The following is a 23,706-nucleotide window of genomic DNA, read 5'->3' on the forward strand; positions in this document are numbered from 1 at the left end:
GAATAAACGAAGATTCGAAGTTTTTCGAGGGCCTCATATCACGTTAAGCGGCTACTCATGATTTCTCCTAAATCATCTTTGCCGAGTAGCCTGCGAACCGTTTTTATCACCGGTTATTGTATTCGTGGATCGCTTGCTCGATAGTGTCGCGTAGGCTTTTAGGAACACGAACGGGCTTAATAGTAGTGGTTTGATTATTTTGTGTAGCCGATTGACCAGATAATGAGCCGTCTGCTAGGGTAGCCGCTGGCTCTGAGTTTTCAGAGGCAGTAGGGTTTAGCTGATTTTGCACGCAAGCGATAACTATTTTTGCACTGCTTAATAAAGTATCTGAGCTGGCTTGTTTTGGATGCTGAGTTGGTATTGACGGCCGGCGATGAATGCTTTGATAAAAAATAATGCTAGCTGGTTTTAGCTCGACTTTGTCGATACGTACTTCTATGGTTTCGTCTAATAAGATGGCCTTATGATATTGCAACTGCGCTTGGCTCACGACAAAATGCTGTATATGGCCTTCTTGGGTCTGCAAAAAGTAGCCGCTAATATTAAGTTTGGTGAACCAATCACGGCGACAGTTCTCAAAAAATACCAAATGATTGGCGTGATAAACAATGCCGCCGGCATCTGTATGGTTGATATATATAGAGTAGTTAGTAGAAAATAACGGATCTGCTGTTATCGCTGGGACGCTGTCAGATTTTGTAGTCATAAATTTACTCAGTCATAAATAGTAAGGCGCAAGTAGTAAGGTGCAAAGTAATAGCGGAGCCTAGTACTAAAGGTTTAGGAAGGTTTAATACTCTATCCTCTTGCTCATAGTAATCACCGGCTCGTCTTAGTAGACATATTTTTTAATAAAGCTACTTTTTGATAAAGCCACTTTAGCGTAAGGATTGGCAGCAAGCAACAGATAGCGCACTAACTCTGTTATGATTACGGCTCGATTAGACGCTAATCACCAAACTAGCGGTTATAATTAATAAAAGCTCAGTTATTTAAAAGCTCAGTTATTTAAAAGCTTGGATAGTTAATAGCTAAATAGCTTAATATGATAACTAGCATAAACATAATAAAATGAATAAAGAGGGTAACGTATGGTCCGTTTTGTCAGTTTCAATATTAATGGTATTCGCGCGCGTCAACATCAGCTTGAGGCGGTACGCGACATCATTGATCCCGATGTAATGGGGTTGCAAGAGACCAAAGTTCATGATGAACAGTTCCCACTAAAAAACGTCGAATCTTTAGGATATCATGTCGAGTATTTTGGCCAAAAAGCGCATTACGGCGTGGCACTATTGTCAAAAGTTGCCCCTATATTTGTTCAAAAAGGCTTCCCGGGTGAGGATGAGGAAGCACAAAAACGCTTCATCCACGCGCGCTATGTTTTCGAAGGTCGCGAGATTGATGTACTAAATGGTTATTTTCCGCAAGGAGAGAGCCAAGATCATCCGATTAAGTACCCGATGAAAAGAGCTTACTACGCAGATTTGACGGCTTATATTGATGTGTTAATCGCCGAAGGCCGGACGCTGATTATCATGGGTGATATGAATATTGCGCCAGAGGACATCGATGTGGGTATTGGCGAGGCAAACGCTAAGCGCTGGCTAAAAAATAGAAAAACCTCCTTTTTACCAGAGGAGCGTGAGTGGTACACGGCGCTGATGTCTCGCGATTTAATCGATACCTATCGTTTGCATTACCCTGATAGTGAGGACTTTTATAGCTGGTTTGACTATCGTAGTCGCGGCTTCAATGATGATCCCAAACGCGGTCTGCGTATCGACCATATTTTATGTACCCCTGATTTAGTCGACCAGTGCGCAGATGCTGGTATCAGCTATGATCTTAGAGCGATGGAGAAACCCTCAGATCATGCCCCAATTTGGTCAGCTTTTGATTTAAGCAAATAGAGGCTGATTTTTACTAGCTTTAGTAAGCGCGTTTACCCTAATTCATACTTATCCCTAATTCATACTTATAAAGGAAGCATTATGGCTGTTGGAGATACGGCAGTACCTGACACAATATACCCTATCGATGGCATCACTCTTAGCGCTACCGCAGCTGGTGTGCGCTACAAAGACCGTGATGATTTAGTCCTCATTGAGATTGCCAAAGGCGCAAGCGTTGCGGTAGTCACTACTAAAAACGCCTTTTGCGCCGCTCCCGTCAGAGTACTTCGCGAGCACTTTGCACAGGCCAGTCCGCGTTATCTAGTGACGAATACTGGCAATGCCAACGCCGGAACAGGCAACGATGGCAAGCGCCGCGCGAGCGATATCTGTGCCGCTGTTGCTACTAAGGCAGGGGTCGACACTGAGAGCGTGTTGCCGTTCTCTACAGGCGTCATCGGTGAGCCGTTAAATAGCGATGCCGTCATCAAAGGTTTAGATGAAGCCTTAGCTCAGCTAGCGCCTGATAGCTGGCTCGCTGCTGCCAACGGTATTCGCACGACTGATACTTTGCCGAAGCTTGCCAGTCGTAAAGTGGAAATAGCTGAGGGTGATAAAAAAAGTACTTATCACATCACTGGTATCTCTAAAGGCTCGGGCATGATACGACCAAACATGGCGACGATGCTTGGCTATGTCGCCACTGACGCTAATATCAGTGCTGATCTATTACAAGAGATGCTAAGCGCAATTAATGAGCAATCTTTTAATCGTATCACTGTAGATGGCGACACTTCTACTAATGATTGCTGCGTGCTCATAGCGACAGGCAAGGCGAGTCTCGATGTGATTGATAGCCCAGAGCATCCTCATTATCAGCCGCTATTTACTGCGCTGACTGAGGTGTTTGTACGCTTAGCACAATTGATCGTCCGTGACGGAGAAGGGGCGACTAAGTTTATGACGGTTAAAGTAACCGGCGGTAATACTACTCAGGAGTGCTGCGATGTCGCTTATGCAGTGGCGCACTCACCACTGGTAAAAACCGCGTTTTTTGCCAGTGATGCCAACTGGGGACGTATATTAGCGGCTGTCGGCTACGCTGGCGTCCCAGACTTAGATACTGAACAGGTGGATGTGTATCTAGATGAAGTGATGATTTGTCAAAACGGCGGCGTTGCACCGGATTATAAGGAGGCTGATGGAGATAAAGTCATGAGTCGTCCGGAGATTACTATCGGTATCGATTTGGCGCGCGGAACAGCAAGTGATACGGTCTACACTTGCGACTTATCGTACGATTACGTCAAAATCAACGCTGATTACCGCAGTTAACTTAATTTAGAACCTTTTAACAGGTTTAATGGTTCGTTGACAAAAGTTGCAAACTTTGACGTTAAGTTACAAAGGAGTCATAGTGCTAGAATGGGTGCTCGCTCTATAATTATTTTGATTTGAAAAACTATAATCAATATAAGTTACTAAATTAACAAAGCTGTGAACGAAGCTTAAATTATATTAAGCGCTATTTATAGACTATTGGTTTTTATCATCGATAGGTGTTATCAACAGCTGTTAACTTATTAACTATTCATAATTTATATCAATTGAGGATTTATTCATGAAAAAATTAGCAATAGCAGCATTCGCAACTACTTTCGCCTTAGCCGGTTGTTCTACTATGGACCTTAATGACGAACGTACTATGGTTGTCGAAGGTGAAGCGCAGAATGTTAAAGTAGTTAATATTCCTAACTTAAAGATTGAGATTGCCCCTACTAAAGCGGTTTGTGATGTCACTGCAAACACAGGTGAAGTGATTAAGTCTGAGTGCTTGCAATTCCGTCAAGCGCATCAAAGAAACTTCACTTCATTTAACGGTAACATCCAAGGTTTCACTTATGAGCCAGGATACCGCTATATGTTAGACGTCCGCCAAGAAGCGGTCGCTGACGAAGCTGCTGGTGTGGTTAAGCCAGTATGGTATCTAAACGAAGTTATCTCAAAAAACGCTGAGTAAGCTTTGATAGGTGACTAAAACTCATATCTAAACTTATCGTGATTAAATGTAAAAAGCCTCTAATTATTTAGAGGCTTTTTTGTGGTCATTATTTTGTCAGCGTAGCGATGGCTTTATCATTAGCTGTCATTAGCATTAATCAGACTTAGCATTAAGCATACTTAGCATTAACTATAATTAGCACTGACTGTATTTAACACTGACCCCGTGGCTGGCTGTGGGAATTCGATTATTTGCAATCACAGCAAGCCCTGCACGCGAAGTCTCTTTATAGCTCTCAAGCATGTCAGCGCCAGTTTGTTTCATGGTCTCAACCACTTTGTCAAAAGAGACGAAGTGCTGACCATCGCCGCGGCAGGCAAGGCGCGCCGCATTCACCGCCTTTACCGCGCCCATAGCATTGCGCTCGATACAAGGCACTTGCACAAGGCCGCCAATAGGGTCGCAAGTCAGACCTAGGTTATGCTCAATACCGATCTCAGCAGCATTGAGGCATTTGGCAGGATCGCCACCTAATACCTCGGCCAAAGCTGATGCCGCCATCGCGCAAGCAGAGCCCACTTCGCCTTGGCAGCCGACTTCAGCGCCTGAGATAGAAGCGTTTTGTTTAATAAGGCTTCCAATAGCTGTGGCATTGAGTAAAAACTTGCGCGCGCCATCCAAGCTATAGCTAGATAGAAAATCGCGGTAGTAATGCATAACAGCTGGGATAATACCTGCTGCGCCGTTAGTCGGAGCGGTCACGACATTACCGCCATTAGCGTTCTCTTCGTTGACGGCTAAAGCGTATAAATCGATCCAATCCATCGCCGCGAGTTTATCTGTTTTGGCAATAGGGCGGTCTTTTTCAGCGCACAGCTGTAAATATAGGGCTTGGGCACGGCGTTTGACATCGAGACCTCCAGGCAAAATACCACTACTTTGACAGCCTCTGGCTACGCAGTCTTGCATTGAGTCCCATATAGAATCTAAGTATGCAAGAACCTCCTCTTTATCACGATAATGGCACTCGTTCGCTAGTACCAACTCACTGATACTCAAGCCGTTCTTTTGGCAGCGCTCAAGTAACTCTGAGGCGCTATTGAACGGATAGGGGAGCTCTTCTATCGTCGGCGTCGCATGATCGTCATCAGGGTTGGTGGCGTCTTCTTCATTGATTACAAAACCGCCCCCGACTGAATAGTAGGTTTGTTGGTAGCGGCTATCGTCAGCTAAGCGCGCACTAATTGTCATCGCGTTGGGATGATAAGGCAGCACCGTATCACTATACCAGTGAATATGATGATCTACATCAAAAGCAATCTCATGCTCGCCTGCGATATTAAGGGTCTTATCTGAAAATATAGGTAGCAGATATTGGCTGGTAAGCCGGGTGTCTATGGTGCTAGGAGCATGACCGAGCAACCCAAGCAAGATAGCGGTATCAGTCGCGTGTCCTTTGCCGGTAGCGGCTAAAGAGCCAAAAAGCTCGATTTCAATACTTTTTATTGTGTCAAGCTTAGTCTGTTTACGCAGTGCGGATAAAAATAAATTAGCGGCTACCATAGGGCCCACAGTATGTGAGCTTGAAGGGCCGACACCAATTTTAAATAAATCAAAAACACTAATCATAAGTAAATACTCTAAAGGTTAAATATAAAGCCGATAGCTTGTCAGTAGACAGCGTCTATTTGACAGGCACATATTAGGTTGCTTAAGGATTAAGAATTAAGAATTATGCTGCTTTGAACATAGATACTTGAGCATAGATACTTGAATATAGACAAGGATACAACTTGAGGGTTGTTATCTCAGAATATCCATTTCATAAGGGAGTGCTCGAAAATCAGACAGTATATCAAAGGGTCTAATAAGCGCTTTTTTTTGCTATAAAATTCCGTTATTATGCTGAGCACTAACACAGCTGTAACATCCTGTAATAAAATAAACGGCTTAGAGTCTAAACTCTAAGCCAAAAGCGTCCAATTATCAACTCAGTAGAACATATATCAATCGACGTGACTAACGAAAAAAAGCAAGACTTTCGCTATCGATGATTAACTAATTATTATTAATGTCATTTATCATTAATATGACTAGTCAACAGGGCTTAACACCTTTCAATAATGAAGCCATATCTTTCTTTTTAAGTAAATCAACGCAGTTGGGTCAAATAGGAAACGCGCATGACACCCCCTTCAGAACAACCGACGCAAACCTCATCGGAACATAATGCACTAGAGGCTGCAGGTATTGAGACTAATGCTATGACGATACCGCATCATCCAGACTTCGATAATGGCAAATGGTTTCCCACTTGGCGTCCGTTCCAAGGCGACTTAGATCGTAACCCAGTAGGAATCAATGAATATTTGCCACCATCAAAGAGCATTTTGCTAGGTATTCAGCATACTTTTGCGATGTTTGGCGCGACAGTATTGGCACCTTTATTAATGGGGTTTGACGCCAATCTAGCTATCTTGATGTCAGGTATCTGTACCATCATGTTCTTTGTGATTACCGGTGGCCGGATGCCGAGCTATTTGGGCTCAAGCTTCGCTTTTATTGGTCCTGTCATAGCAGTAACCGCTTACGCAGGCACCGGTTTCAATAGCGGTTTGGATGTGGCCTTGGGCGGTATCATGGCATGCGGTATCATTTATGCGCTCGTAGGCTTACTGGTGATGAAGACCGGTACGGGCTGGATAGAGAGCTTGATGCCGCCTATCGTCACCGGCGCTATCGTGATGATTATCGGTCTAAATTTAGCGCCAGTCACTGTTCAAGGCGTCTCGGCCAATCAGTTTGACGCTTGGATGGCAGCATTGACAGTACTGCTCATTAGTGGCGTGGCGGTATTTACGCGCGGTATGCTGCGCCGCCTACTATTACTAGTTGGCCTGATTTTATCTTATGTCATCTATTACATCGTTACTAACGTAATGGGCTACGGCACACCGATTGATTTTACGACTGTCGCTGCAGCCTCATGGTTTGGTCTGCCTAGCATTCATACGCCGCGCTTTGAGATGAGCGCTATTGTCTTGATTGCACCGGTGGCTTTTATTTTAGTCGCCGAAAACTTGGGTCATTTTAAAGCGGTGGAGGGCATGACCAAAGCGCGAGTGACGCCTTATATGGGCCGGGCATTTCTTGCTGATGGCTTAGCAACCACATTCTCGGCCGGCTTTGGCGGTACTGGAGTGACCACGTATGCTGAGAATATTGGCGTTATGGCAGTCACTAAAGTCTATAGCACCACGATATTTGTCATTGCTGGGGTAGTCGCAGTGATGCTGGGCATGTCGCCTAAGTTTGGGGCGATTATTCAGACCATTCCAGCCGCATTATTAGGCGGTGCCTCTATCGTCGTATTTGGTTTGATTACTATTGCAGGCTTGAAGATTTGGATAGATAACAATATTGACTTCACTAAAAACAGCAATCTTGTTATTGCTGCTGTGACCGTCATTATGGGTACAGGTAATTTCAGTCTCATGCTCGGTAGTTTCGATTTGGGCGGTATAGGTACCGCCACTTTAGCAGCCATCGTACTCAACGCTTTATTTAATCGTCAAAAAAACTGATCTTATATCTTCAAGAGCTTTTAGCATTGAGAATAAAAAGGCGAGTCTGTTATCAGGCTCGCTCTTTTTTTTAGGCTAATACTTCTTATTATAAAACCGCGCAAAAAACCGATAGCGGCGTAGCGCTCGAGGTTTGGGCTTTAGTGAGCCTAAATAAATAGCCAACATCGTTAGTAGTGCGCCGGTCCATTGCAAAGCATTAATGGGCTTATCTAGCCAAGTATAGTCAATAAGCAAAGCGGCAACCGGCTCAGACAACAGTAATAATCCGGTCAAAGCCAGCGACAGCTTAGGAATAGAGTAGGCAATCAAGCCCCAAGCTAAGCACTGCATTACAGCGCCATAGACCAGTATCCAGCCCACCTCTGACAAAGTGCTGGGCATAATATTACCTTTATCTAGTATAAGCATCGGGACTATCATCGCCAGTACTCCGCCAATACTGACCAGCTGCATTAGTATCAGTATAGGAGTCGGCTCGGTATCGTGGGTCTTACGAATAAATGTCATCGAAGCGGCTAGCATACCGCCTGAGACGATACCAGTGATAAAACCCCAAGTCGCCGCAGAATTTTGTGCAAACTCTGGACTACCTATCATAGCGACGCCTAGCATCGCTAAACATAAACTAATCAATTGCAAAATAGACTGGCGCTCATTGAAGTACAAAAACCCAATCGCCGCCAAAAAGAAAATCTGCAAACTATTAAGCAGCGTTGAGATACCAGGGCCGACTGCATAGATACTCTCATGCCAAAGCGCTAAGTCCAAGCCCAAAAACGCGCCTGACAATAACCCATAAAAAATAGCGCGTCTCGAGCGTGGCAAGCGTTGTCCGGCTATCTTGGCTAATACTGCAAAAACGATCCCTGAGATAGCCAGACGCCAAAATGACATCGCCCAGCCTCCGACATCGACATGGGCGACAATAAGGCTACCTAAACCAAAAATAATACAACCTATGACCAAGCCAATGGTAGCAGTACGCGTGTTGGTATTGGACATAAAGCTCCCCTCTGACTTATTGACCTGCTTGTGGGTCTGATTGATTTACAAACGACTATGATATTGCACTGACTTTGCGCTTACAAAAATATAAGCCTAAAAAAGAGCACAAGTGTATACCTTTTGATTGAAAATCTAAATGGCATAACGATAATTTTGTATAGCCAACTCCTTATTCGCTATTTGTGGGTTTAGCAGTTTATAATAAACAAGCCTTTGATGAGTTTTCGGCCTTATGAGCAATCCAAAACGCTATTCAAATTTTTGTTAATAACTTACTGGTATATACATTATCTATGTCACTACTTAGATCTACGCTCAATACGCTATCTGCACTGACCGGTCGGTACCTCGCTACAGGAATGCTGATGTCGGCTGGCCTAATGCTTGTTATGCCAAGCGCACAAGCGGCGAGCTGTAAGCTACCCAAAAGCTATTACAAAAACGTCTCTTGTACTGCCAACAGTCGTTATTTTTTAGCGATTAAAGATTTTGGTGCGCCAGTTGCTTTAATCAACAAACAAGGTAAGCGGGTCGTTGATTTGTCGCGCTATCAGCAGGTAGACGCTGACAAGCTAGCGGGCGGATTGATACCTGTTGAGCGCAGTAATAAGGTTGGTTATTTGAATATGAAAGGACGCGAAGTGGTGCCACTGATCTATGATAAGTTGGGTGAATCATCCGGCTGGGCGCGCGCGGCGACAGATGGACGCATCGTGGTCAAAAAAGGCGGTAAATATGGCGTTATAGATACGGCGAACAACATCATAGTGCCGTTTTCTGCTTCTATCAGCGATATCGATAATTATAAGGGCGGTAAAGCGCGGGTGCGTAAAGGTCAAGCCATCAGCTGGCTCGATAAAAATGGTAATACTATTTCAGACCCCAGTCCTGTCAGTGCTAAAAATAATACTAACGACACAAATAATGATACTGCGGCTGTTAACCGCGCATCTTTTACCACTTTGCAAGCCGATCAGCGCGATGGTAAATGGGGCTTTGTCGATGATCGTAATATTACTATGATTACCTATTCGTTTGATGCCGTGCGTCCTTTTTCTGAAGGACTAGCAGGCGTGCGTATCGACGGTAAATGGGGTTTTGTCAATTTAGGCGGGGAGCTGGTGATTCCTTTTCGTTTTGAGGAGGAGGGCGTAGCGAGCAGTGGCAGCTATCGAGAAGCGCCTTCTTTTGTCTTTAAGCAAGGAAAAGCTTGGATTGGCAGTCTGCAAAATGGCGATAAGATGTGTATTGATAAAGCAGGCACCAATGTTGGCTGTGATTGATGAATAGTCCCCAAAGTAGAAATGAGCAAGATTAAATGAATAAAGCGGCGCATTATTAGGGCGTGTTGAACATTCACAAATGCGCACTGCTGATCGCTAAAATAGTTCTAGTCTAAGTGAAAATTGCAGGTAATGCTTATTGCATTGGCTAGATTTTCACAACGACTAGGACGATTTTAGCATCAGCCCTTACGACAACAATAGGGACAGGACTATTTTTTGCCGCTTTATTGATAAAAATAGACGCTTAGAACGACTAAACTTACCATTTTTATCTGCAAATCGCCTAAAAAATAGTCTCTGTCAGTGCCATGGTCGAATGTTCAACACGCCCTAGGTAATACGCCGCTTTTTTTGTTAAAAAACTAGGCCGTTAGCAATATGAGCTACCCTAAAAGATGATTACGAATCAGATCAACCATATAAGGCTGATAGTAAGCTGGAATGTCATGACCCATACCATCGATGAGATAAAACTTAGCATTAGGGATAGTCTTAGCCACTACTTTGCCTTGCGATGCAGGCAATAGCCCATCGGCGCTACCATGCATAACGATAGTCGGCGCTTTTACTTTTTTACTAAATCGCGCAATGGAGCCAGACGCCAAAATAGCATTGAGCTGCTGCAGCGTGCCTAGCGGGTGAAAGCTACGCTGATAGCGCAGCTCTGCCACTTCACGTACTGCCCGAATATCTATATGCCCAGGCGTACCAACTGTCTTAATAAACCAAACACTATGACGGACGATATCGCGCTCAGAGTGACTCTCAGGACGATTGATTAAGGTATATAATTGTTTGGGTTTCGGTGGCCGCAAAAAGGCGCGATTGTTTGTAGTAAACATCAAAGCCATACGATCAACTAAGCTTGGATAACGCGCGGCGACAATTTGGGCAATCATACCGCCCATAGAAGCGCCTATCAGGTGCGTACGCCCAAGGTTTAAAACCTTAATCAAACGCACAGTATCTTCTGCCATATCGGTAAGCTTATAAGCGACTTGCTCACTTTTATTGGACAGACCCGCCTGCAGACGAAACATCATCTTTAGCTGATTGACGCGTGGTAACCCATCAATCTGCACTTTCGAGGACAGACCAATATCCCGATTATCAAAACGTATCACAAAGAAGCCGGCGTCAATGAGCCTTTTTATAAAGCTATTGGGCCAAAAGATCATTTGTGAGCCTAAGCCCATGATCATTAGCAGTGGCGGATTATCAGGGTTGCCGCCAGCTTCGACGCAAAGCTCGATACCATCGCCAATATCTATCATTGTTTGATACAGATCTTTACTCAGATCTGAGGGTGTCCAATGATGCTCACCGAATTTCTGCCAGTCTGAAGTCGGATACTGCACTTGTTTTTTAGTAGCAGCAGTATTCACCGCGTCATGATTAGTAGTGTCGTCACTAGCCATGCTGTGACTAGCGTTGACACGATGTTCGTTAATACTACTATCAACGCTGCTATCTGTATCAGAAGAGTTTGAATTCGTCATAAAGTGTCCTATTTAGAGGGTCCAAGTTACCTAGTTATCAAGGTACTAGCTCTAAAACTCTGCCATCTCAAAATCAAGCTTGCCCACACCGCATTCAGGGCAGATCCAGTCATCAGGAACATCTTCCCAGCGGGTACCAGGGGCAATACCTTCTTCAGGACAGCCCAGCTCTTCATCATAGATCCAGCCACAGACGATACATTCATAACGTTTCATACATAATCCTATCTATCATTGCTCATTTATCATTAGGGTTTTAAGACGATCTAAGCGCGCGTAGTGTAGCATATATCGCCGCTTAGCTCATTTAAGTTTACACTTGTATATTGAGATAAGTAAGCCTTTATTAAAGCCCTATCGCTATATTCAATAGTGAAGCTGCCGTCATTTTTAGCTGTCATCACTGTTAGTACAGCAATTATGCTACTATAACGAGCGATTATGATGACCGCTAAATTTTGGTTATAATCGCTATATTTTTATCCTATAAGGACTTTTATGAGCGCTACAAAAGCGACATCATCCGCTAAGACTGCTACTAACGATACTACTGTCATCAATAAAGAGCATCCGCTTTGGCAAATTATCCGTACTGTACCCAACTTTCCTAAGCCAGGTATAGACTTTTATGATATCACCCCTCTACTGCGCAGTCATATTGATGAGGTAATTGATGCACTGTTAGCGGCATTGCCAGAGGGTCTCATGGATGAGGTGGACTGCTTAGGAGCAGTTGAGGCGCGCGGCTTTGTCTTTGCAAGCTTACTAGCAGGCCGCTTAGGTAAAGGCATGATACTACTTCGTAAACCCGGCAAGCTGCCACCACCAGTTGCTAATAAGGCTTATGCGCTAGAGTACGGTAAAGATACGCTTGAGATGCAAAGTAACTTGCCCCCTGAGCGTTTACTCTTGGTTGATGATATTTTGGCCACTGGTGGCACTTTGCGCACCGCCTATGAGCTGTGCAAAGCCGCGGATCATAATGTGGTAGGGGCGCTGGTATTATTAGACTTAGTCGACTTGCATGGCGAGTTCCCAGTGCCGGTTTATACGGTCTTGAAAGCCTGAGTAGACTTTCAAAGCAAGTATTGATATTGCAAAGCAAGTATTTAGATAAAAAAGCGCTCGAAATAGAGCGCTTTTCGGGTGATTCAGTTTGTTTGGATTATCTACTTGAACTAACGCATAGCTGCTAATGCTTGTGCCAACTCTTCACGAGCGCTAATAAAGCCATCAATACCTTTTGGTAATAGATCTTGGGTCACTTTATCGTTTTGATAGGCGGCGCTGAACTCTTCATGGGTTAAACTGACTTTACTCATAGCATCTAGATCCGTCGACATCGTAGGCGAGAGCTGGCGGGTGACCTCGACATCCATGTTGGCAAGCTCATCTATTAAGTTTGGCGCGATAGTTAATAAATCACAGCCCGCTAAGGCTAATATTTGCTCTACCGAGCGGAAACTTGCGCCCATTACCTGCGTCTGATAACCGTGTTGTTTGTAGTACTGATAAATAAGCTTGACCGATTGCACGCCCATATCATCGGCGACAGGGACGTTTTGGCGATTTTGTTGGCGTTTTTGCCAGTCTAAGATACGTCCAACGAATGGCGATATCAGCGTGACACCAGCATCAGCACATGCAATTGCTTGATGCTGACCAAATAGCAAGGTGAGATTACAGTGTATGTTCTGAGTTTCAAGATAGCGGGCCGCTTCAATACCTTGCCAAGTTGCTGCCATCTTGATGAGTACTCGATCTGAGTCAACTCCTGCCTTTTGATAAGCCTCTATATACTCCAAAGCCTTATCGATAGTGGCCTGAGTATCATAAGACAAGCGCGCGTCTACCTCAGTCGATACCCGGCCTTCGATAAGCTCTAAAATACTACAGCCGATTTGGATCGTTAAGGCATCGATAACGGCATCGACATCACCTTGCTGACGACTCATCGTTTCTGCTAGCATCGATTGATTATCAGGGTGAATCAGCGCTTTGGTGATGAGGCTTGGATTGGTGGTCGCATCGATAGGCTTGAGACGCTCAATAGCGGCTAGATCGCCAGTGTCAGCGACAATAGTAGTCATAGTGCGAAGCTGTTGTAATGCGCTCATTAAATATCCTTGTCATTATAATAAGGGTTAAACCTTGGGGTTACTCGTAGATTGTCTTTAAGACTCTAACACAGATTTGCTTGTGGGGTTACTGCTAGTCATAGCGATTGCGAGTATTTCTTATGATGAGGCGCATACCACAAAAAGCTATGCCCTCATTTACTTTATTTCAGCTATCGATAGCTATTTTGCATGGGCACTGTCAGCAGTTTTTGCTATAGTAGGGGCGATCCATTGTTTACCTGCCTTATTGGCCGATTCTTTTATGAGTAAAGCGGATAATAGAGCCGATAGGTCATCAATGATAATCGAATATTAATAATAACCAAACATCAATAATAAAAAGTGAATGACTAAATTTAGAATCAAGAGACAATCACTAGATTTAGACGTTAGTTTTCTTCAATATAGCAAACGTTAACCGTTTCAAAAAGGATACAGGATATGAGTAAGTCGCCGGCAGAGCAAAAACCAGACAATATGACGTCAGTAAGTACTGATGTCAGCGGCGCTGCAACCGATCAACAGCTTTTGAATCAGTTGCGTCAAGACATAGACGCAGTGGATAATGAGATTCATAAGCTGATTAATAATCGAGCAAAATTAGCCCAAAAAGTAGCGGTGGCTAAAAAAGAGCATCTAGCGGAGCAAAAGTCCGATAGCCATCCTATCTTTTATCGTCCTGAGCGTGAAGCGCAAGTACTAAAAGCGGTGATGGCGCGTAACGAGGGGCCTATCTCTGATGAAAAAATGGCGCGTCTGTTTCGTGAGATTATGTCGGTCTGTCTAGATTTAGAAGCGCCGCAGCGTATTGCCTTTTTGGGACCGCTTGGCACTTTCACTCATGCGGCTGCATTAAAACACTTTGGCAAAGCGGCGGATACTATGCCGCTGACTACGATTACCGATGTGTTTCGTGAAGTCGAAGCGGGTACAGCGATGTATGGCGTCGTACCTGTCGAAAACTCCTCTGAAGGGGTGGTGAATCATACTTTAGACGGATTCTTATCCTCATCGCTGAAGATCATCGGCGAGGTTGAGCTGCCGATTCATCAAAACTTCTTGGTCGCTGAGCATACTAAGATCGACAGTATCAGCCGTATCTATTCGCATCAACAGTCCCTCGCGCAGTGTCGTCATTGGCTCGACGTCAATTATCCTAGTGTCGAGCGTGTGGCCGTCTCAAGTAATGGCGAAGCCGCTCGCCGCCTTAAGAACGAATGGCATTCAGCCGCTATTGCCGGGGATGTGGCAGTCGCTGAATATGATCTGCATAAGCTGTACTCGAATATCGAAGACAACCCGAGCAATACCACGCGCTTCTTAGTCATCGGCCACGAAGCTATCGCGCCATCAGGCCAAGACAAGACCTCTATTGTGGTCTCCGCTCATGACAAAGCCGGTGCCTTGATCGAAATACTTAAGCCGATGTCCTATCATGGTGTGTCGATGACCAGCATTGAAACCCGTCCTGAGCGCCCGAACAAGTGGGCGTATGTGTTCTTTATCGATATGGAAGGCCATATTGATAGTCCTAACGTCAGCGCCGCTATCGCTGATATACGTCCATTGGTCAAAGACGTGCGCATCTTGGGCTCTTATCCAAAAGCGGTGCTTTAAGATATAGAGTGTGGTCATTCGTAACAAGATATCTATTTGAGTCAGCGTAAAAAAGGACAAAGCCATGCCATCCTCCAAAAACTTGCAAGCTAAGACACTTCAGCCACTAACGCCAGCCTACGAGAGTATAATGGAGCTAGCACCTTATCAAACGGGTAAGCCGGTAGAAGAGCTGACGCGTGAATATGGCGTCTCAGATGTGGTCAAGCTGGCAAGTAATGAGAACCCTATGGGCTGCTCACCAAAGGTGACTTTAGCGATAACGGAGCAGTTAAGTCAGTTGGCGCGTTATCCGGATGGTAATGGCTATTATCTCAAGCAAGCGCTGTCAGACTTTACCGATATGAGTATCGATAGCATCACTTTAGGCAATGGCTCTAATGACTTGCTCGATATCTTAGCGCGCAGCTTTGTCGGTGCTGATGATGCGATCGTCTATAGTCAGTACGGGTTTGTGGTGTATTCGATGCTAGCGAAGATGCAGGGCGCGACTGGTATTGAGGTACCAGCGAAGCGTTTTGGTCATGATCTAAAAGCGATGCGTCAAGCTGTCCTAGATAATGCCAATACCAAGATCGTATTCATCGCCAATCCCAATAACCCAACGGGCACTTTATTAGATAGCGAGGCGCTACGCGAGTTTGTCGCAAGCATGCCAGCTTCAGTATTAGTGGTACTAGACGAAGCCTATATCGAGTATAGTCCTGAGAGTAATAATCGGGCGCTATTAGACGAGTTTGATAATGTGGTGATAGTACGTACTTTCTCCAAAGCTTATGGCTTAGCCGGCCTACGTGTCGGCTATGCGCTCAGCTCGCCGCTAGTGGCGGATTTGCTCAACCGTATTCGCCAGCCATTTAATGTTAGCCGTATCGCTCTTGCGGCAGCAGCAGCGGCACTAACGGATCAAAGCTTTATTAGCGAAGTGCGAAAAATCAACGCCGGACAAATGCGCTGGCTTGAGAAGCAGTTTGATGCGCTAGGACTTGAATTTATCAAATCATATGCCAATTTTATTATGCTAAAAATAGAAGGTGCGGCTGATATTAACCAAGCGTTATTAGAGCAAGGGGTGATTGTACGGCCTTTAAAAGGCTATGGTCTAGAGGATTGGTTACGAATTACCGTAGGCTTAGCAGAAGAAAATACACGCTTGATCGATACTTTAAAATCTATCTTAAATGCAGAGTGACTCCTTTTAATAGTCACTCATTTATATCTATTAGCTATTCCATCTAGTCGGTATTAAACTAGGCCGGGTTGAAGATTTGATATGCTTTATGATGACTGCTCAATACGCCTTAGCCGAGACACTAGATCAATTTGTAAGATACATATAATAAGATACCTATAATAAGAGATCCATGAGCTATCTAAAATCCACAAACCATCTCACTACAGAGCCGTTATTTGAGCAAGTCTGTATCATAGGTCTAGGGCTGATCGGGTCTAGTCTTGCGCAAGCGATTAAAGATAATAGCCTAAGCAAACGCCTAGTCGCTGTCGATAAGCATCAGCCGAGCATCAGCGCCGCTCTTGATCAGGGTTTGCTCGATGCTGGCGGTAGCTCTCTAGCCCAAGTCGTGAGTGGCTCTGATTTGATCGTTATCGCCATCCCAGTGCAAGCGGTATCAGCGGCATTCACTGAGATTAAAGCGGCAATGCAGAGCGGTATACTTGCCTATGACTGCGTGATCAGCGATGTTTGTAGCACCAAAGCCAATGTCATCGCCGCTGCTAACGATGTTTTTGCGACTTCACGAAAGGGCTTGCCTACTGGATTGGTACCTGCGCATCCGATTGCCGGCGCTGAGAACTCAGGCTATCATGCCCGCCGCAGCGATTTATTTATTAACCATAGCGTCATTATTTGTCCATTAGCGAGCACCGATGAGTCAGCTATCACTAAGTTGCGGCAGTTATGGGAGTCGGTCGGGGCAAGTGTGATGTCGATGGACGCTCAGCATCATGATGCGGTGCTGGCCCATACCAGTCATTTACCGCACTTATTGGCTTATAATCTAGTCGATCAACTGGCCAGCCACGATGACAATTTAAATATGTTTCGCTATGCCGCTGGCGGTTTTCGCGACTTTACCCGTATCGCGGCGAGTGACCCTAAGATGTGGCATGATATCTTCTTTGCCAATCAAAATGCGATAATCGATGCACTCGATGAATACAGCGATTATCTACAAAATATACGTCAACTTATTATTGATAAAGATTCAACTGCCCTGATGGGCCTTTTGGGCCGCGCGCAAGCCGCACGGCGACATTTTGGTCATATGCTAACCAGCACCCCTTATACGGATACCTCTGCTATGTCAGCTTCTTATATTATTTCTCCTAATACCAGTAATGCCGTCAATGGTACGATCACCATTCCAGGTGACAAGTCGATATCGCACCGTAGTATCATGTTCGGTAGTATCGCCGAGGGCGTCACGCGCGTGACTGGGTTTTTGGAAGGGGAAGATGCGTTAGCGACGCTACAAGCATTCAGAGATATGGGCGTGACTATCGAAGGGCCAGACAACGGTAAGCTCACTATTCATGGCGTGGGGATGAATGGGCTAAAGCCGAGCAAGACACCTATCTATATGGGCAACTCTGGCACCAGTATGCGCCTGCTGGCTGGTATCTTAGCCGCGCAAGAATTCGATAGCGTATTGACCGGTGATACGAGCCTCAATAAACGCCCAATGGAGCGTATTGCCGCGCCACTACGGCAGATGGGCGCTATCATCCAAAGCACGGGCACTAGTGGCACCTCACCGCTTAGTATCACCGGCCGCGACAAAGCGGGTAAGCCGCTGCAAGGTATTGAGTATCAGATGCCAGTGGCTTCTGCGCAAATCAAGTCTTGCTTGTTATTAGCTGGTCTGTGGAGTGAAGGTACAACGACAGTGACGCAGCCGGAAGTCAGCCGTGACCATACTGAGCGTATGCTATCGGCTTTTGGTTATGACGTGAGCGTCGATGGCAATCGTATCAGCGTGGAGGGCGGCGGTAAGTTAACCGCTGGCGATATCGCCGTGCCAGCCGACATCTCTTCAGCGGCATTTTTTATGGTGGCGGCAGCGATCAGTCAAGGTAGCGAGCTGACGTTGAGTCAAGTGGGTATCAACCCAACGCGCACTGGCGTTATCGATATCCTAAAGCTGATGAATGTAGATATCAGTCTAAGCAATGAAACTCATGTTGGCGGCGAGCCCGTCGCTGATATTACTATTCGCTCCTCAAACCTACAAGGCATTGAGATACCTGAGCACTTAGTGCCACTGGCAATCGATGAGTTCCCAGTATTATTTGTCGCTGCCAGTTGTGCAAAGGGTCGTACCGTATTAACAGGCGCTAAAGAGCTAAGAGTAAAAGAGTCTGATCGTATCGCGGTCATGGCCGATGGCTTACAAACCTTAGGGATTGACTGCACCGTAACTGAAGATGGGCTAATCATTGAGGGCAAGGGCACACAAGGTCAAAGCGATGAGATTGATAACCAGCAGCCTATCTTTGGCGGTGGTCATATTACCTCGCATCACGATCACCGTATCGCGATGAGCTTTGCGGTTGCTAGCCTGCGTGCCTCCGAGCAGATCATTATCGAAGGCGTGGAGACGGTGAATACCAGCTTCCCAGGTTTTGCAGAGCTCGCCAATCAAGTGGGGATGTCTATTGAGGTAGATAAAGGCGCTGAAACTGATAACGCCTAAAGCTTGCTATATTTTATTATTGATCAGTTAAAGTGCGATTAAAAAAAGCTTGATGATATAAGTAATTGGTAAGTAGCAATGTGTTGATGTCCTTATGACGTTGACGCATTGCTTTTCTATTTAAGTCATAAGCGCTCAGTAATAAAATGTAAGTAATAAAATCTAAATAATAAAACCAAAATAACAAAGTCCAAATAATAAAACTCTTTATCTCACAAACGCATCTTTCTCCTTTTACTTACCTGCCTGTAAGCAAATGCAGGAGATATAAAAGAGCATAAAATGCGCTTTGCCTAAATAAGTTGTCTGATGTATGACTACCCAAAATGTGCTAAAAAAACCAGTAGCCGTAGTGCAAACCACAAGACGCGGCATTATTACGGCGCTGATAGCGTTCTCCATTTGGGGCACGTTTCCGCTGTATTTTAAGCAACTAAGCGCATATGACGCGACCGAGATCATCGGCCATCGTATTATTTGGACATTTTTATGCTTATTAGTGGTTTTAGTCGTAACCAAACGTTGGCAATGGATTAACACCCTTAAAAAAAACCCAAAATGGTTAGCGCTAACTTTTTTATCTGGTTTGATTATCGCAACTAATTGGCTCACTTACGTCTGGGCGGTGAATCACGATCAGATACTAGAAGCCAGTTTAGGGTATTTCATCGGGCCTTTGGTCGGCGTAGCGCTATCGATGATCTTATTTAAAGAGCGTATGCGGCCGTTGCAGTGGGTAGCGATTGGCTTTGCTTTGGTGTCGGTGCTCATTCAAGTCGTTATGCTAGGGAGCCTGCCTTGGATATCATTGATATTGGCTTTTAGTTTTAGCACTTATGGCACTATTCAGCGGCAAACCCCGCTAACTGCCGTTGATGCAATGTTTATCGAAACCGCGATGCTCGTACCGATATGCGTATGGTGGTTTTGGCAGGCGGATGTCGTCAGTAGTCAGATCAGCTTTTGGTTCACCTCCAATATCTGGCTATTGATGCTGGCAGGGCCGATTACCTTGATACCCTTACTGCTGTTTAATAAGTCCACTAAGCTCGTCGCTTATAGTATTCTAAGCTTTATGAATTACTTGACGCCGACCTTTATCTTTTTCTTAGCGGTGTTTTACTATAAAGAACCGTTTGATCTGCATCGCTTAGCCGTATTTGGCTTGATATGGTTCGGCTTATTATTGTTTAGCATCGATTTATGGCGACATCGTCCAAGTAAAATGCTAAAAGCCAAACACTAACCCTATAAAATTTATAATCTTAATGCATTCATATGACTATTAGCAGAGAACTTTAAGGATAAGCACATGTTACCTAACGAAGCAGATGTCGTATTTGTCAAAGGCTTGAGCGTTGAGGCAGTCATTGGCGTCTTCGACTGGGAGCGCGCAATCACACAGCCAATCATGATAGATATTACGCTTGAAACCGATATCAGCAAGGCGGCGCTATCAGATGACGTCAAAGATGCTTTGAGCTATAAAGACGTCTGTGATGATGTGGCAGAGTGGTGCAAAGAGCTCAAAGCCAAACTGCTTGAACATCTAGCCGAACAACTTGCCGAGAAACTATTAGCCAAATATAACTGCCAAAAACTGACCCTAAGCGTCGCTAAGCCGACAGCTATTAAAGAAGCAAACGCAGTAGGGGTACAAATCACGCGTTTTGCAAAAAATGGCAACATGTAAACAATGAGCAATAATAATTTAGTGGGTTTGCCGCTAGAGCATTTACCAAAGATTAGTTTTGGTAAACTGCAAGCACTGCCAGTGAGTGCAGTATGGTTAGCTTTAGGCAGTAACTATCAAGCGAATCATCACTTGGCGAATGTCCGGTCAACTCTAGCTAAGCTTGGCGAAATTGAGCTATCTTGCGCCATTAAAAATCCTGATATTACCGCTAGCAAAGAGCAGCCAAAACCTGATTATATCAATCAAGGCGTTTATTTAGCTTTGAACAAAGATATGACTTTAGGGCAGCTACAGACGTTTTGTAAAAACTTAGAAGACGAGTGTGGTAGGGCGCGTGCACAGAAGTCACAAGGCTCCGGTCAGCAAGTAGCAGTTACCAAAGTGAGTATGGATATCGATATTTTGATGGTTAAGCTAGAAGATCAACAAAATAGCCTAAGCAGTAGTAAGGATAAATGGATTATTATAGCGGAGCGCTTTCCTTTTGCAGACCATGAGATGACTGGGATAAAAGCGCTCAAAAAAGAGCTAGAGTTTTTAACACAACCGAATTCATCATTTTAAAGGTTTAAATACAGGTAGTGTTCTATAAAGGAGTCATTCTTTATGCACGATATAAAATGCAATATTATTTCAAGAGTGAATAAAAGTGAGAAGTGGTTTAGACATCACGCCTCACTTTGCTAATTATATCGATGACTATTTTTCAGTTGTATCCGCTTGATCCAGATCACTTTGGCCAATGACATCGATATCTTCTAAACACAGCTTATCGTACTGTTTTTGACAAAACTCAGGATCGAGCTTGCACATAGCTTGCTGCATCTGGTCTAAGCGCGTTTCAGACTGCTGAATATGCTCAAGCATTTTGGCAAAAGCTTCAGCAACAGGGTCTTGTGAATAAGGATCGATACCATAAGCTTGGAAAGTTGTATCACGTGCTGATGTTGTAGAAGGCTTATCGTCTCCGGCTTGTTCGGTTTTCTTAGGCTCATCCTTATCAGTGATAGTGCCTTTGGCCGCTTTTTCTTGTTGCTTAGAGTCATTGATTTTTGCAACGATAGGGTTGCCTTTTTCATCGTGGTACTCAGAGATCATACGCGCGGCACTACCGACCATAGTGGCGTTAGCAGGTACCGGCTTGACCACTACCGCATTCGAACCAATTTTGGCATTTTTGCCGACCGCGAATGGGCCTAAAACTTTTGCGCCCGCACCAACGGTGACGCCATCTTCTAGCGTAGGATGACGTTTACCATTATTTTGTGAGACGCCGCCTAAAGTGACACCGTGATATAAGGTGACGTCATCGCCAATCTCAGCGGTCTCGCCAATCACCACGCCGACGCCATGATCGATAAAAAAACGTTTCCCAATCCGCGCGGCAGGATGTATCTCAATACCGGTCACGATACGTGAGCCGTAAGAGATCACGCGCGCAGCGAGCTTTTGCTCATGATTCCATAAGTAGTGGGCACCGCGGTGTAGTATCAAGGCATGAATACCGGGATAAGTCAGAATAACTTCTAAGCTATTGCGGGCGGCAGGGTCACGCTTAAAGACCGCATCAATGTCTTCTTTAAGATCTTTTTTGAACGTCTTGAGCGATTTAAGTAGGGTAGATGGCGATGGCATAACGCGTCCTATCATATTCTTTGATGACATACTTAATGAAACTGCTTGTTTATCATTTTAGTTATAGCAGCTTTGCTTGACAAAATATAGCTATAAGCCATAAATAATAACAGATTCATAGATAATGTAGATTTATTTACTAAAAGCAGAATGTATAGTGTCGTTATGCTGACAGGCGCACAACCTAGCCATACAGCTCATCGTAACATTCTGCTTAGTTTTATTTTAAATGGCGACTGCTTAAGTATTACTAGTAATATATTTAAGAATCTCGACGATTTGTTCAGGGGTTTGCGCCCATGCCATAGCGGCCGCGTCGACTTCTTTTAACGGATGAATAATATCGTCATTATGTAGAGTGATGTAGGGCTTATCTAAGGCGGCGCAGAAGCCGGCATCAAAGGCTGCGTTCCACTGCTTGTATTTATCACCAAAACGAATAATGGCAATATCACAGTTCTGGATTAAGGTCTTAGTGCGGATGGAGTTGACCTTAGATGACTGATGATCGCGCCAAAACTGTTTGTCGTTCTCACCCAATAGATCACCCGCAGCATCGCTAGCGTCGTGGTCAGTCACAGCTGAGGTGAACTTAATATTAAGGCCATGATTTTTTGCGCCTTGCATGATTTGCTCGCGCCAGTCTGTGTGGATCTCGCCTGATAAGTATACTGTCCAATTCATAATGAACTCCTTTTAGTTTTTAGTGCATAGCGCTTTAAGATATAACAGCGTTAGGTGTTTATGAGTTTAGCGATCCTTGGATAGTTTAGCTATTAAAGCACTTAGCAGCTGATATTCCTTTTGATCAAGCTGAAGACGTGAGCCTAGGCGCGATAAGCGTGCTGGCAGGGATCTTAGGTGCTCGCTATTAGCAAGATTGAGCGCTACCATCAGCTCAGTGCTGCGCTGCGTGAGATTTTGCAGTTGTTGCTGAGTAATAGCGGGCTCATCCCATTGCTGACGGATATAAGTGTTGACTAGGGGTGAAGCAGTTTGGTCCTCGTCATGACTACTAGTGGTTGTTTTGCTCTCATCAATGAGCTCAGGATTCGCACCCGCTTTATGAGTTTGCGCATACGCGAAAATAAAGCTTGCGATGACTTGCACGGCAGAGGCGACATTGAGCACCGGGTAGTCAGGGTTGGCGTCGATTTGGATATGATAGTCGGCAAAGGCCAGCTCGTCATTGGTGAGGCCTCGATCTTCACGGCCAAAAAGGATAGCAATCTTAGGGCGGATCGCTGCTGAGAGTTCGGACTGATCGCTAATATCAGCCTGCATATCTATAAAGTCCAACATAATCTTAGCCGCCTGCGTCGGAGTCACCACGGGGCGCGGCAGATGACGACTACGACTACTGGCGGCGAACACTAGCTGACAATCACCAATTGCTTCTTCTAGAGTCGGTGCGATTTTAGCAGCTGCTAATATCTCACTACCACCCGCTGCGTGCGAGACACTAGTTTCATCTATCGGCAGCTTAGGGTCGACGACCGTCAGATGAGACAAACCCATAGTATGCATAGCTCGCGCTGCTGAACCGATATTGGCAGGTAGGGTGGTATTGACCATCACAACTTGCAGGCAGGATAAATAATCGCTAACTTTCAGGGCGCTGGGTGCAGAAGAGGTAGATGTCATA

The 23,706-nt window shown here is 44.9% G+C and carries 21 protein-coding genes; 12 read left to right on the forward strand and 9 right to left on the reverse strand.

The features are described 5' to 3' along the window. Positions 1–106: 106 nt before the first annotated feature. Positions 107–709, reverse strand: a complete 603-nt coding sequence (locus W234_RS0111070) for a hotdog domain-containing protein (RefSeq protein WP_025646912.1) — start codon at positions 707–709, stop codon at positions 107–109. Positions 710–1,094: 385 nt separating this feature from the next. On the opposite strand from W234_RS0111070, the gene xthA reads away from it, so the two are divergent. The 3 genes from xthA (at position 1,095) to W234_RS0111085 (ending at position 3,918) form a co-directional block, all read left to right on the forward strand. After that, positions 1,095–1,916 carry an exodeoxyribonuclease III gene (gene xthA / locus W234_RS0111075; RefSeq protein ID WP_025646913.1) on the forward strand — a complete coding sequence of 274 codons (822 nt, stop codon included), beginning with the start codon at positions 1,095–1,097 and terminating at the stop codon, positions 1,914–1,916. Between the two features lie 81 nt (positions 1,917–1,997). Beyond that, positions 1,998–3,233: a bifunctional glutamate N-acetyltransferase/amino-acid acetyltransferase ArgJ gene (gene argJ / locus W234_RS0111080; protein ID WP_025646914.1), complete on the forward strand. Its 1,236-nt coding sequence runs from the start codon at positions 1,998–2,000 to the stop codon at positions 3,231–3,233. A 286-nt stretch (positions 3,234–3,519) separates the two neighbouring features. Further along, on the forward strand, positions 3,520–3,918 hold the full coding sequence (locus W234_RS0111085; RefSeq protein ID WP_025646915.1) for a DUF4377 domain-containing protein: 399 nt from the start codon (positions 3,520–3,522) through the stop codon (positions 3,916–3,918). Between the two features lie 177 nt (positions 3,919–4,095). Here W234_RS0111085 and W234_RS0111090 read toward each other — a convergent pair whose 3' ends face one another. Continuing rightward, on the reverse strand, positions 4,096–5,529 hold the full coding sequence (locus tag W234_RS0111090) for an L-serine ammonia-lyase (protein WP_025646916.1): 1,434 nt from the start codon (positions 5,527–5,529) through the stop codon (positions 4,096–4,098). A 635-nt stretch (positions 5,530–6,164) separates the two neighbouring features. Here W234_RS0111090 and W234_RS0111095 point away from each other — a divergent pair. Then, on the forward strand, positions 6,165–7,484 hold the full coding sequence (locus W234_RS0111095; protein WP_264673197.1) for a solute carrier family 23 protein: 1,320 nt from the start codon (positions 6,165–6,167) through the stop codon (positions 7,482–7,484). 75 nt (positions 7,485–7,559) lie between these two features. On the opposite strand, the gene W234_RS0111100 is transcribed toward W234_RS0111095, so the two are convergent. Beyond that, entirely contained in the window at positions 7,560–8,489 is a 930-nt protein-coding gene (locus tag W234_RS0111100; RefSeq protein ID WP_025646918.1) for a DMT family transporter, read from the reverse strand. Between the two features lie 296 nt (positions 8,490–8,785). On the opposite strand from W234_RS0111100, the gene W234_RS0111105 reads away from it, so the two are divergent. Next, the gene (locus W234_RS0111105; protein WP_037059726.1) at positions 8,786–9,775 is read left to right on the forward strand and encodes a WG repeat-containing protein; all 990 of its coding nucleotides are present in this window, start codon (positions 8,786–8,788) and stop codon (positions 9,773–9,775) included. 386 nt (positions 9,776–10,161) lie between these two features. Here the strand turns inward: W234_RS0111105 and W234_RS0111110 are convergent, their stop codons facing one another. Both W234_RS0111110 and W234_RS0111115 read right to left on the reverse strand, forming a co-directional pair. Next, positions 10,162–11,052: an alpha/beta fold hydrolase gene (locus tag W234_RS0111110; RefSeq protein ID WP_051397510.1), complete on the reverse strand. Its 891-nt coding sequence runs from the start codon at positions 11,050–11,052 to the stop codon at positions 10,162–10,164. Between the two features lie 276 nt (positions 11,053–11,328). Then, entirely contained in the window at positions 11,329–11,493 is a 165-nt protein-coding gene (locus W234_RS0111115) for a rubredoxin (RefSeq protein ID WP_025646921.1), read from the reverse strand. Positions 11,494–11,775: 282 nt separating this feature from the next. Between W234_RS0111115 and W234_RS0111120 the strand changes: the two genes are divergently transcribed. Further along, positions 11,776–12,345, forward strand: a complete 570-nt coding sequence (locus W234_RS0111120) for an adenine phosphoribosyltransferase (RefSeq protein WP_025646922.1) — start codon at positions 11,776–11,778, stop codon at positions 12,343–12,345. Positions 12,346–12,455: 110 nt separating this feature from the next. Here the strand turns inward: W234_RS0111120 and W234_RS0111125 are convergent, their stop codons facing one another. After that, complete coding sequence (locus W234_RS0111125; RefSeq protein ID WP_025646923.1) at positions 12,456–13,394, reverse strand: transaldolase; 939 nt, start codon at positions 13,392–13,394, stop codon at positions 12,456–12,458. A 480-nt stretch (positions 13,395–13,874) separates the two neighbouring features. Here W234_RS0111125 and pheA point away from each other — a divergent pair, with 480 nt between their 5' ends. From pheA to W234_RS0111165, 6 genes are all read left to right on the forward strand, one after another. Further along, positions 13,875–15,014 (forward strand): prephenate dehydratase, encoded by a 1,140-nt coding sequence (gene pheA / locus W234_RS0111135; RefSeq protein ID WP_025646925.1) that lies wholly within the window; start codon positions 13,875–13,877, stop codon positions 15,012–15,014. Positions 15,015–15,078: 64 nt separating this feature from the next. Further along, on the forward strand, positions 15,079–16,206 hold the full coding sequence (gene hisC, locus W234_RS0111140; RefSeq protein ID WP_025646926.1) for a histidinol-phosphate transaminase: 1,128 nt from the start codon (positions 15,079–15,081) through the stop codon (positions 16,204–16,206). A 172-nt stretch (positions 16,207–16,378) separates the two neighbouring features. Next, positions 16,379–18,730 carry a bifunctional prephenate dehydrogenase/3-phosphoshikimate 1-carboxyvinyltransferase gene (locus W234_RS0111145; protein WP_025646927.1) on the forward strand — a complete coding sequence of 784 codons (2,352 nt, stop codon included), beginning with the start codon at positions 16,379–16,381 and terminating at the stop codon, positions 18,728–18,730. Positions 18,731–19,043: 313 nt separating this feature from the next. Then, positions 19,044–19,976: an EamA family transporter RarD gene (rarD, locus tag W234_RS0111155; protein WP_025646928.1), complete on the forward strand. Its 933-nt coding sequence runs from the start codon at positions 19,044–19,046 to the stop codon at positions 19,974–19,976. A 66-nt stretch (positions 19,977–20,042) separates the two neighbouring features. Then, a complete protein-coding gene (folB, locus tag W234_RS0111160) occupies positions 20,043–20,423 on the forward strand; it encodes a dihydroneopterin aldolase (protein WP_025646929.1) in 381 nt (126 codons plus the stop codon). Between the two features lie 3 nt (positions 20,424–20,426). Further along, positions 20,427–20,990 carry a 2-amino-4-hydroxy-6-hydroxymethyldihydropteridine diphosphokinase gene (locus W234_RS0111165; RefSeq protein ID WP_025646930.1) on the forward strand — a complete coding sequence of 188 codons (564 nt, stop codon included), beginning with the start codon at positions 20,427–20,429 and terminating at the stop codon, positions 20,988–20,990. A gap of 135 nt (positions 20,991–21,125) precedes the next feature. Here W234_RS0111165 and cysE read toward each other — a convergent pair whose 3' ends face one another. The 3 genes from cysE to W234_RS0111180 all read right to left on the reverse strand — a co-directional run bounded on the left by cysE (position 21,126) and on the right by W234_RS0111180 (position 23,705). Then, the gene (cysE, locus tag W234_RS0111170) at positions 21,126–22,061 is read right to left on the reverse strand and encodes a serine O-acetyltransferase (RefSeq protein ID WP_025646931.1); all 936 of its coding nucleotides are present in this window, start codon (positions 22,059–22,061) and stop codon (positions 21,126–21,128) included. 240 nt (positions 22,062–22,301) lie between these two features. Next, the gene (locus W234_RS0111175; RefSeq protein ID WP_025646932.1) at positions 22,302–22,745 is read right to left on the reverse strand and encodes a YtoQ family protein; all 444 of its coding nucleotides are present in this window, start codon (positions 22,743–22,745) and stop codon (positions 22,302–22,304) included. 66 nt (positions 22,746–22,811) lie between these two features. Next, entirely contained in the window at positions 22,812–23,705 is an 894-nt protein-coding gene (locus tag W234_RS0111180) for an RNA methyltransferase (protein ID WP_051397507.1), read from the reverse strand. Between the last annotated feature and the right edge of the window lies 1 nt (position 23,706).

Origin of the sequence: Psychrobacter sp. TB15, assembly GCF_000511655.1 — a bacterium.
Lineage (GTDB): Bacteria > Pseudomonadota > Gammaproteobacteria > Pseudomonadales > Moraxellaceae > Psychrobacter > Psychrobacter submarinus.

Excerpts from the sequence above, each read along its gene's own strand:
- W234_RS0111120 (WP_025646922.1), top strand. The coding sequence starts at position 11,776 with ATGAGCGCTACAAAAGCGACATCATCCGCTAAGACTGCTACTAACGAT.
- hisC (WP_025646926.1), top strand. The coding sequence starts at position 15,079 with ATGCCATCCTCCAAAAACTTGCAAGCTAAGACACTTCAGCCACTAACG.
- W234_RS0111125 (WP_025646923.1), bottom strand. The coding sequence starts at position 13,394 with ATGAGCGCATTACAACAGCTTCGCACTATGACTACTATTGTCGCTGAC.
- xthA (WP_025646913.1), top strand. The coding sequence starts at position 1,095 with ATGGTCCGTTTTGTCAGTTTCAATATTAATGGTATTCGCGCGCGTCAA.
- argJ (WP_025646914.1), top strand. The coding sequence starts at position 1,998 with ATGGCTGTTGGAGATACGGCAGTACCTGACACAATATACCCTATCGAT.
- W234_RS0111115 (WP_025646921.1), bottom strand. The coding sequence starts at position 11,493 with ATGAAACGTTATGAATGTATCGTCTGTGGCTGGATCTATGATGAAGAG.
- W234_RS0111110 (WP_051397510.1), bottom strand. The coding sequence starts at position 11,052 with ATGATAGATATTGGCGATGGTATCGAGCTTTGCGTCGAAGCTGGCGGC.
- folB (WP_025646929.1), top strand. The coding sequence starts at position 20,043 with ATGTTACCTAACGAAGCAGATGTCGTATTTGTCAAAGGCTTGAGCGTT.
- W234_RS0111090 (WP_025646916.1), bottom strand. The coding sequence starts at position 5,529 with ATGATTAGTGTTTTTGATTTATTTAAAATTGGTGTCGGCCCTTCAAGC.
- pheA (WP_025646925.1), top strand. The coding sequence starts at position 13,875 with ATGACGTCAGTAAGTACTGATGTCAGCGGCGCTGCAACCGATCAACAG.
- rarD (WP_025646928.1), top strand. The coding sequence starts at position 19,044 with ATGACTACCCAAAATGTGCTAAAAAAACCAGTAGCCGTAGTGCAAACC.
- W234_RS0111165 (WP_025646930.1), top strand. The coding sequence starts at position 20,427 with ATGAGCAATAATAATTTAGTGGGTTTGCCGCTAGAGCATTTACCAAAG.
- W234_RS0111105 (WP_037059726.1), top strand. The coding sequence starts at position 8,786 with ATGTCACTACTTAGATCTACGCTCAATACGCTATCTGCACTGACCGGT.
- cysE (WP_025646931.1), bottom strand. The coding sequence starts at position 22,061 with ATGCCATCGCCATCTACCCTACTTAAATCGCTCAAGACGTTCAAAAAA.
- W234_RS0111070 (WP_025646912.1), bottom strand. The coding sequence starts at position 709 with ATGACTACAAAATCTGACAGCGTCCCAGCGATAACAGCAGATCCGTTA.
- W234_RS0111145 (WP_025646927.1), top strand. The coding sequence starts at position 16,379 with ATGAGCTATCTAAAATCCACAAACCATCTCACTACAGAGCCGTTATTT.
- W234_RS0111095 (WP_264673197.1), top strand. The coding sequence starts at position 6,165 with ATGACGATACCGCATCATCCAGACTTCGATAATGGCAAATGGTTTCCC.
- W234_RS0111085 (WP_025646915.1), top strand. The coding sequence starts at position 3,520 with ATGAAAAAATTAGCAATAGCAGCATTCGCAACTACTTTCGCCTTAGCC.
- W234_RS0111100 (WP_025646918.1), bottom strand. The coding sequence starts at position 8,489 with ATGTCCAATACCAACACGCGTACTGCTACCATTGGCTTGGTCATAGGT.
- W234_RS0111175 (WP_025646932.1), bottom strand. The coding sequence starts at position 22,745 with ATGAATTGGACAGTATACTTATCAGGCGAGATCCACACAGACTGGCGC.
- W234_RS0111180 (WP_051397507.1), bottom strand. The coding sequence starts at position 23,705 with ATGACATCTACCTCTTCTGCACCCAGCGCCCTGAAAGTTAGCGATTAT.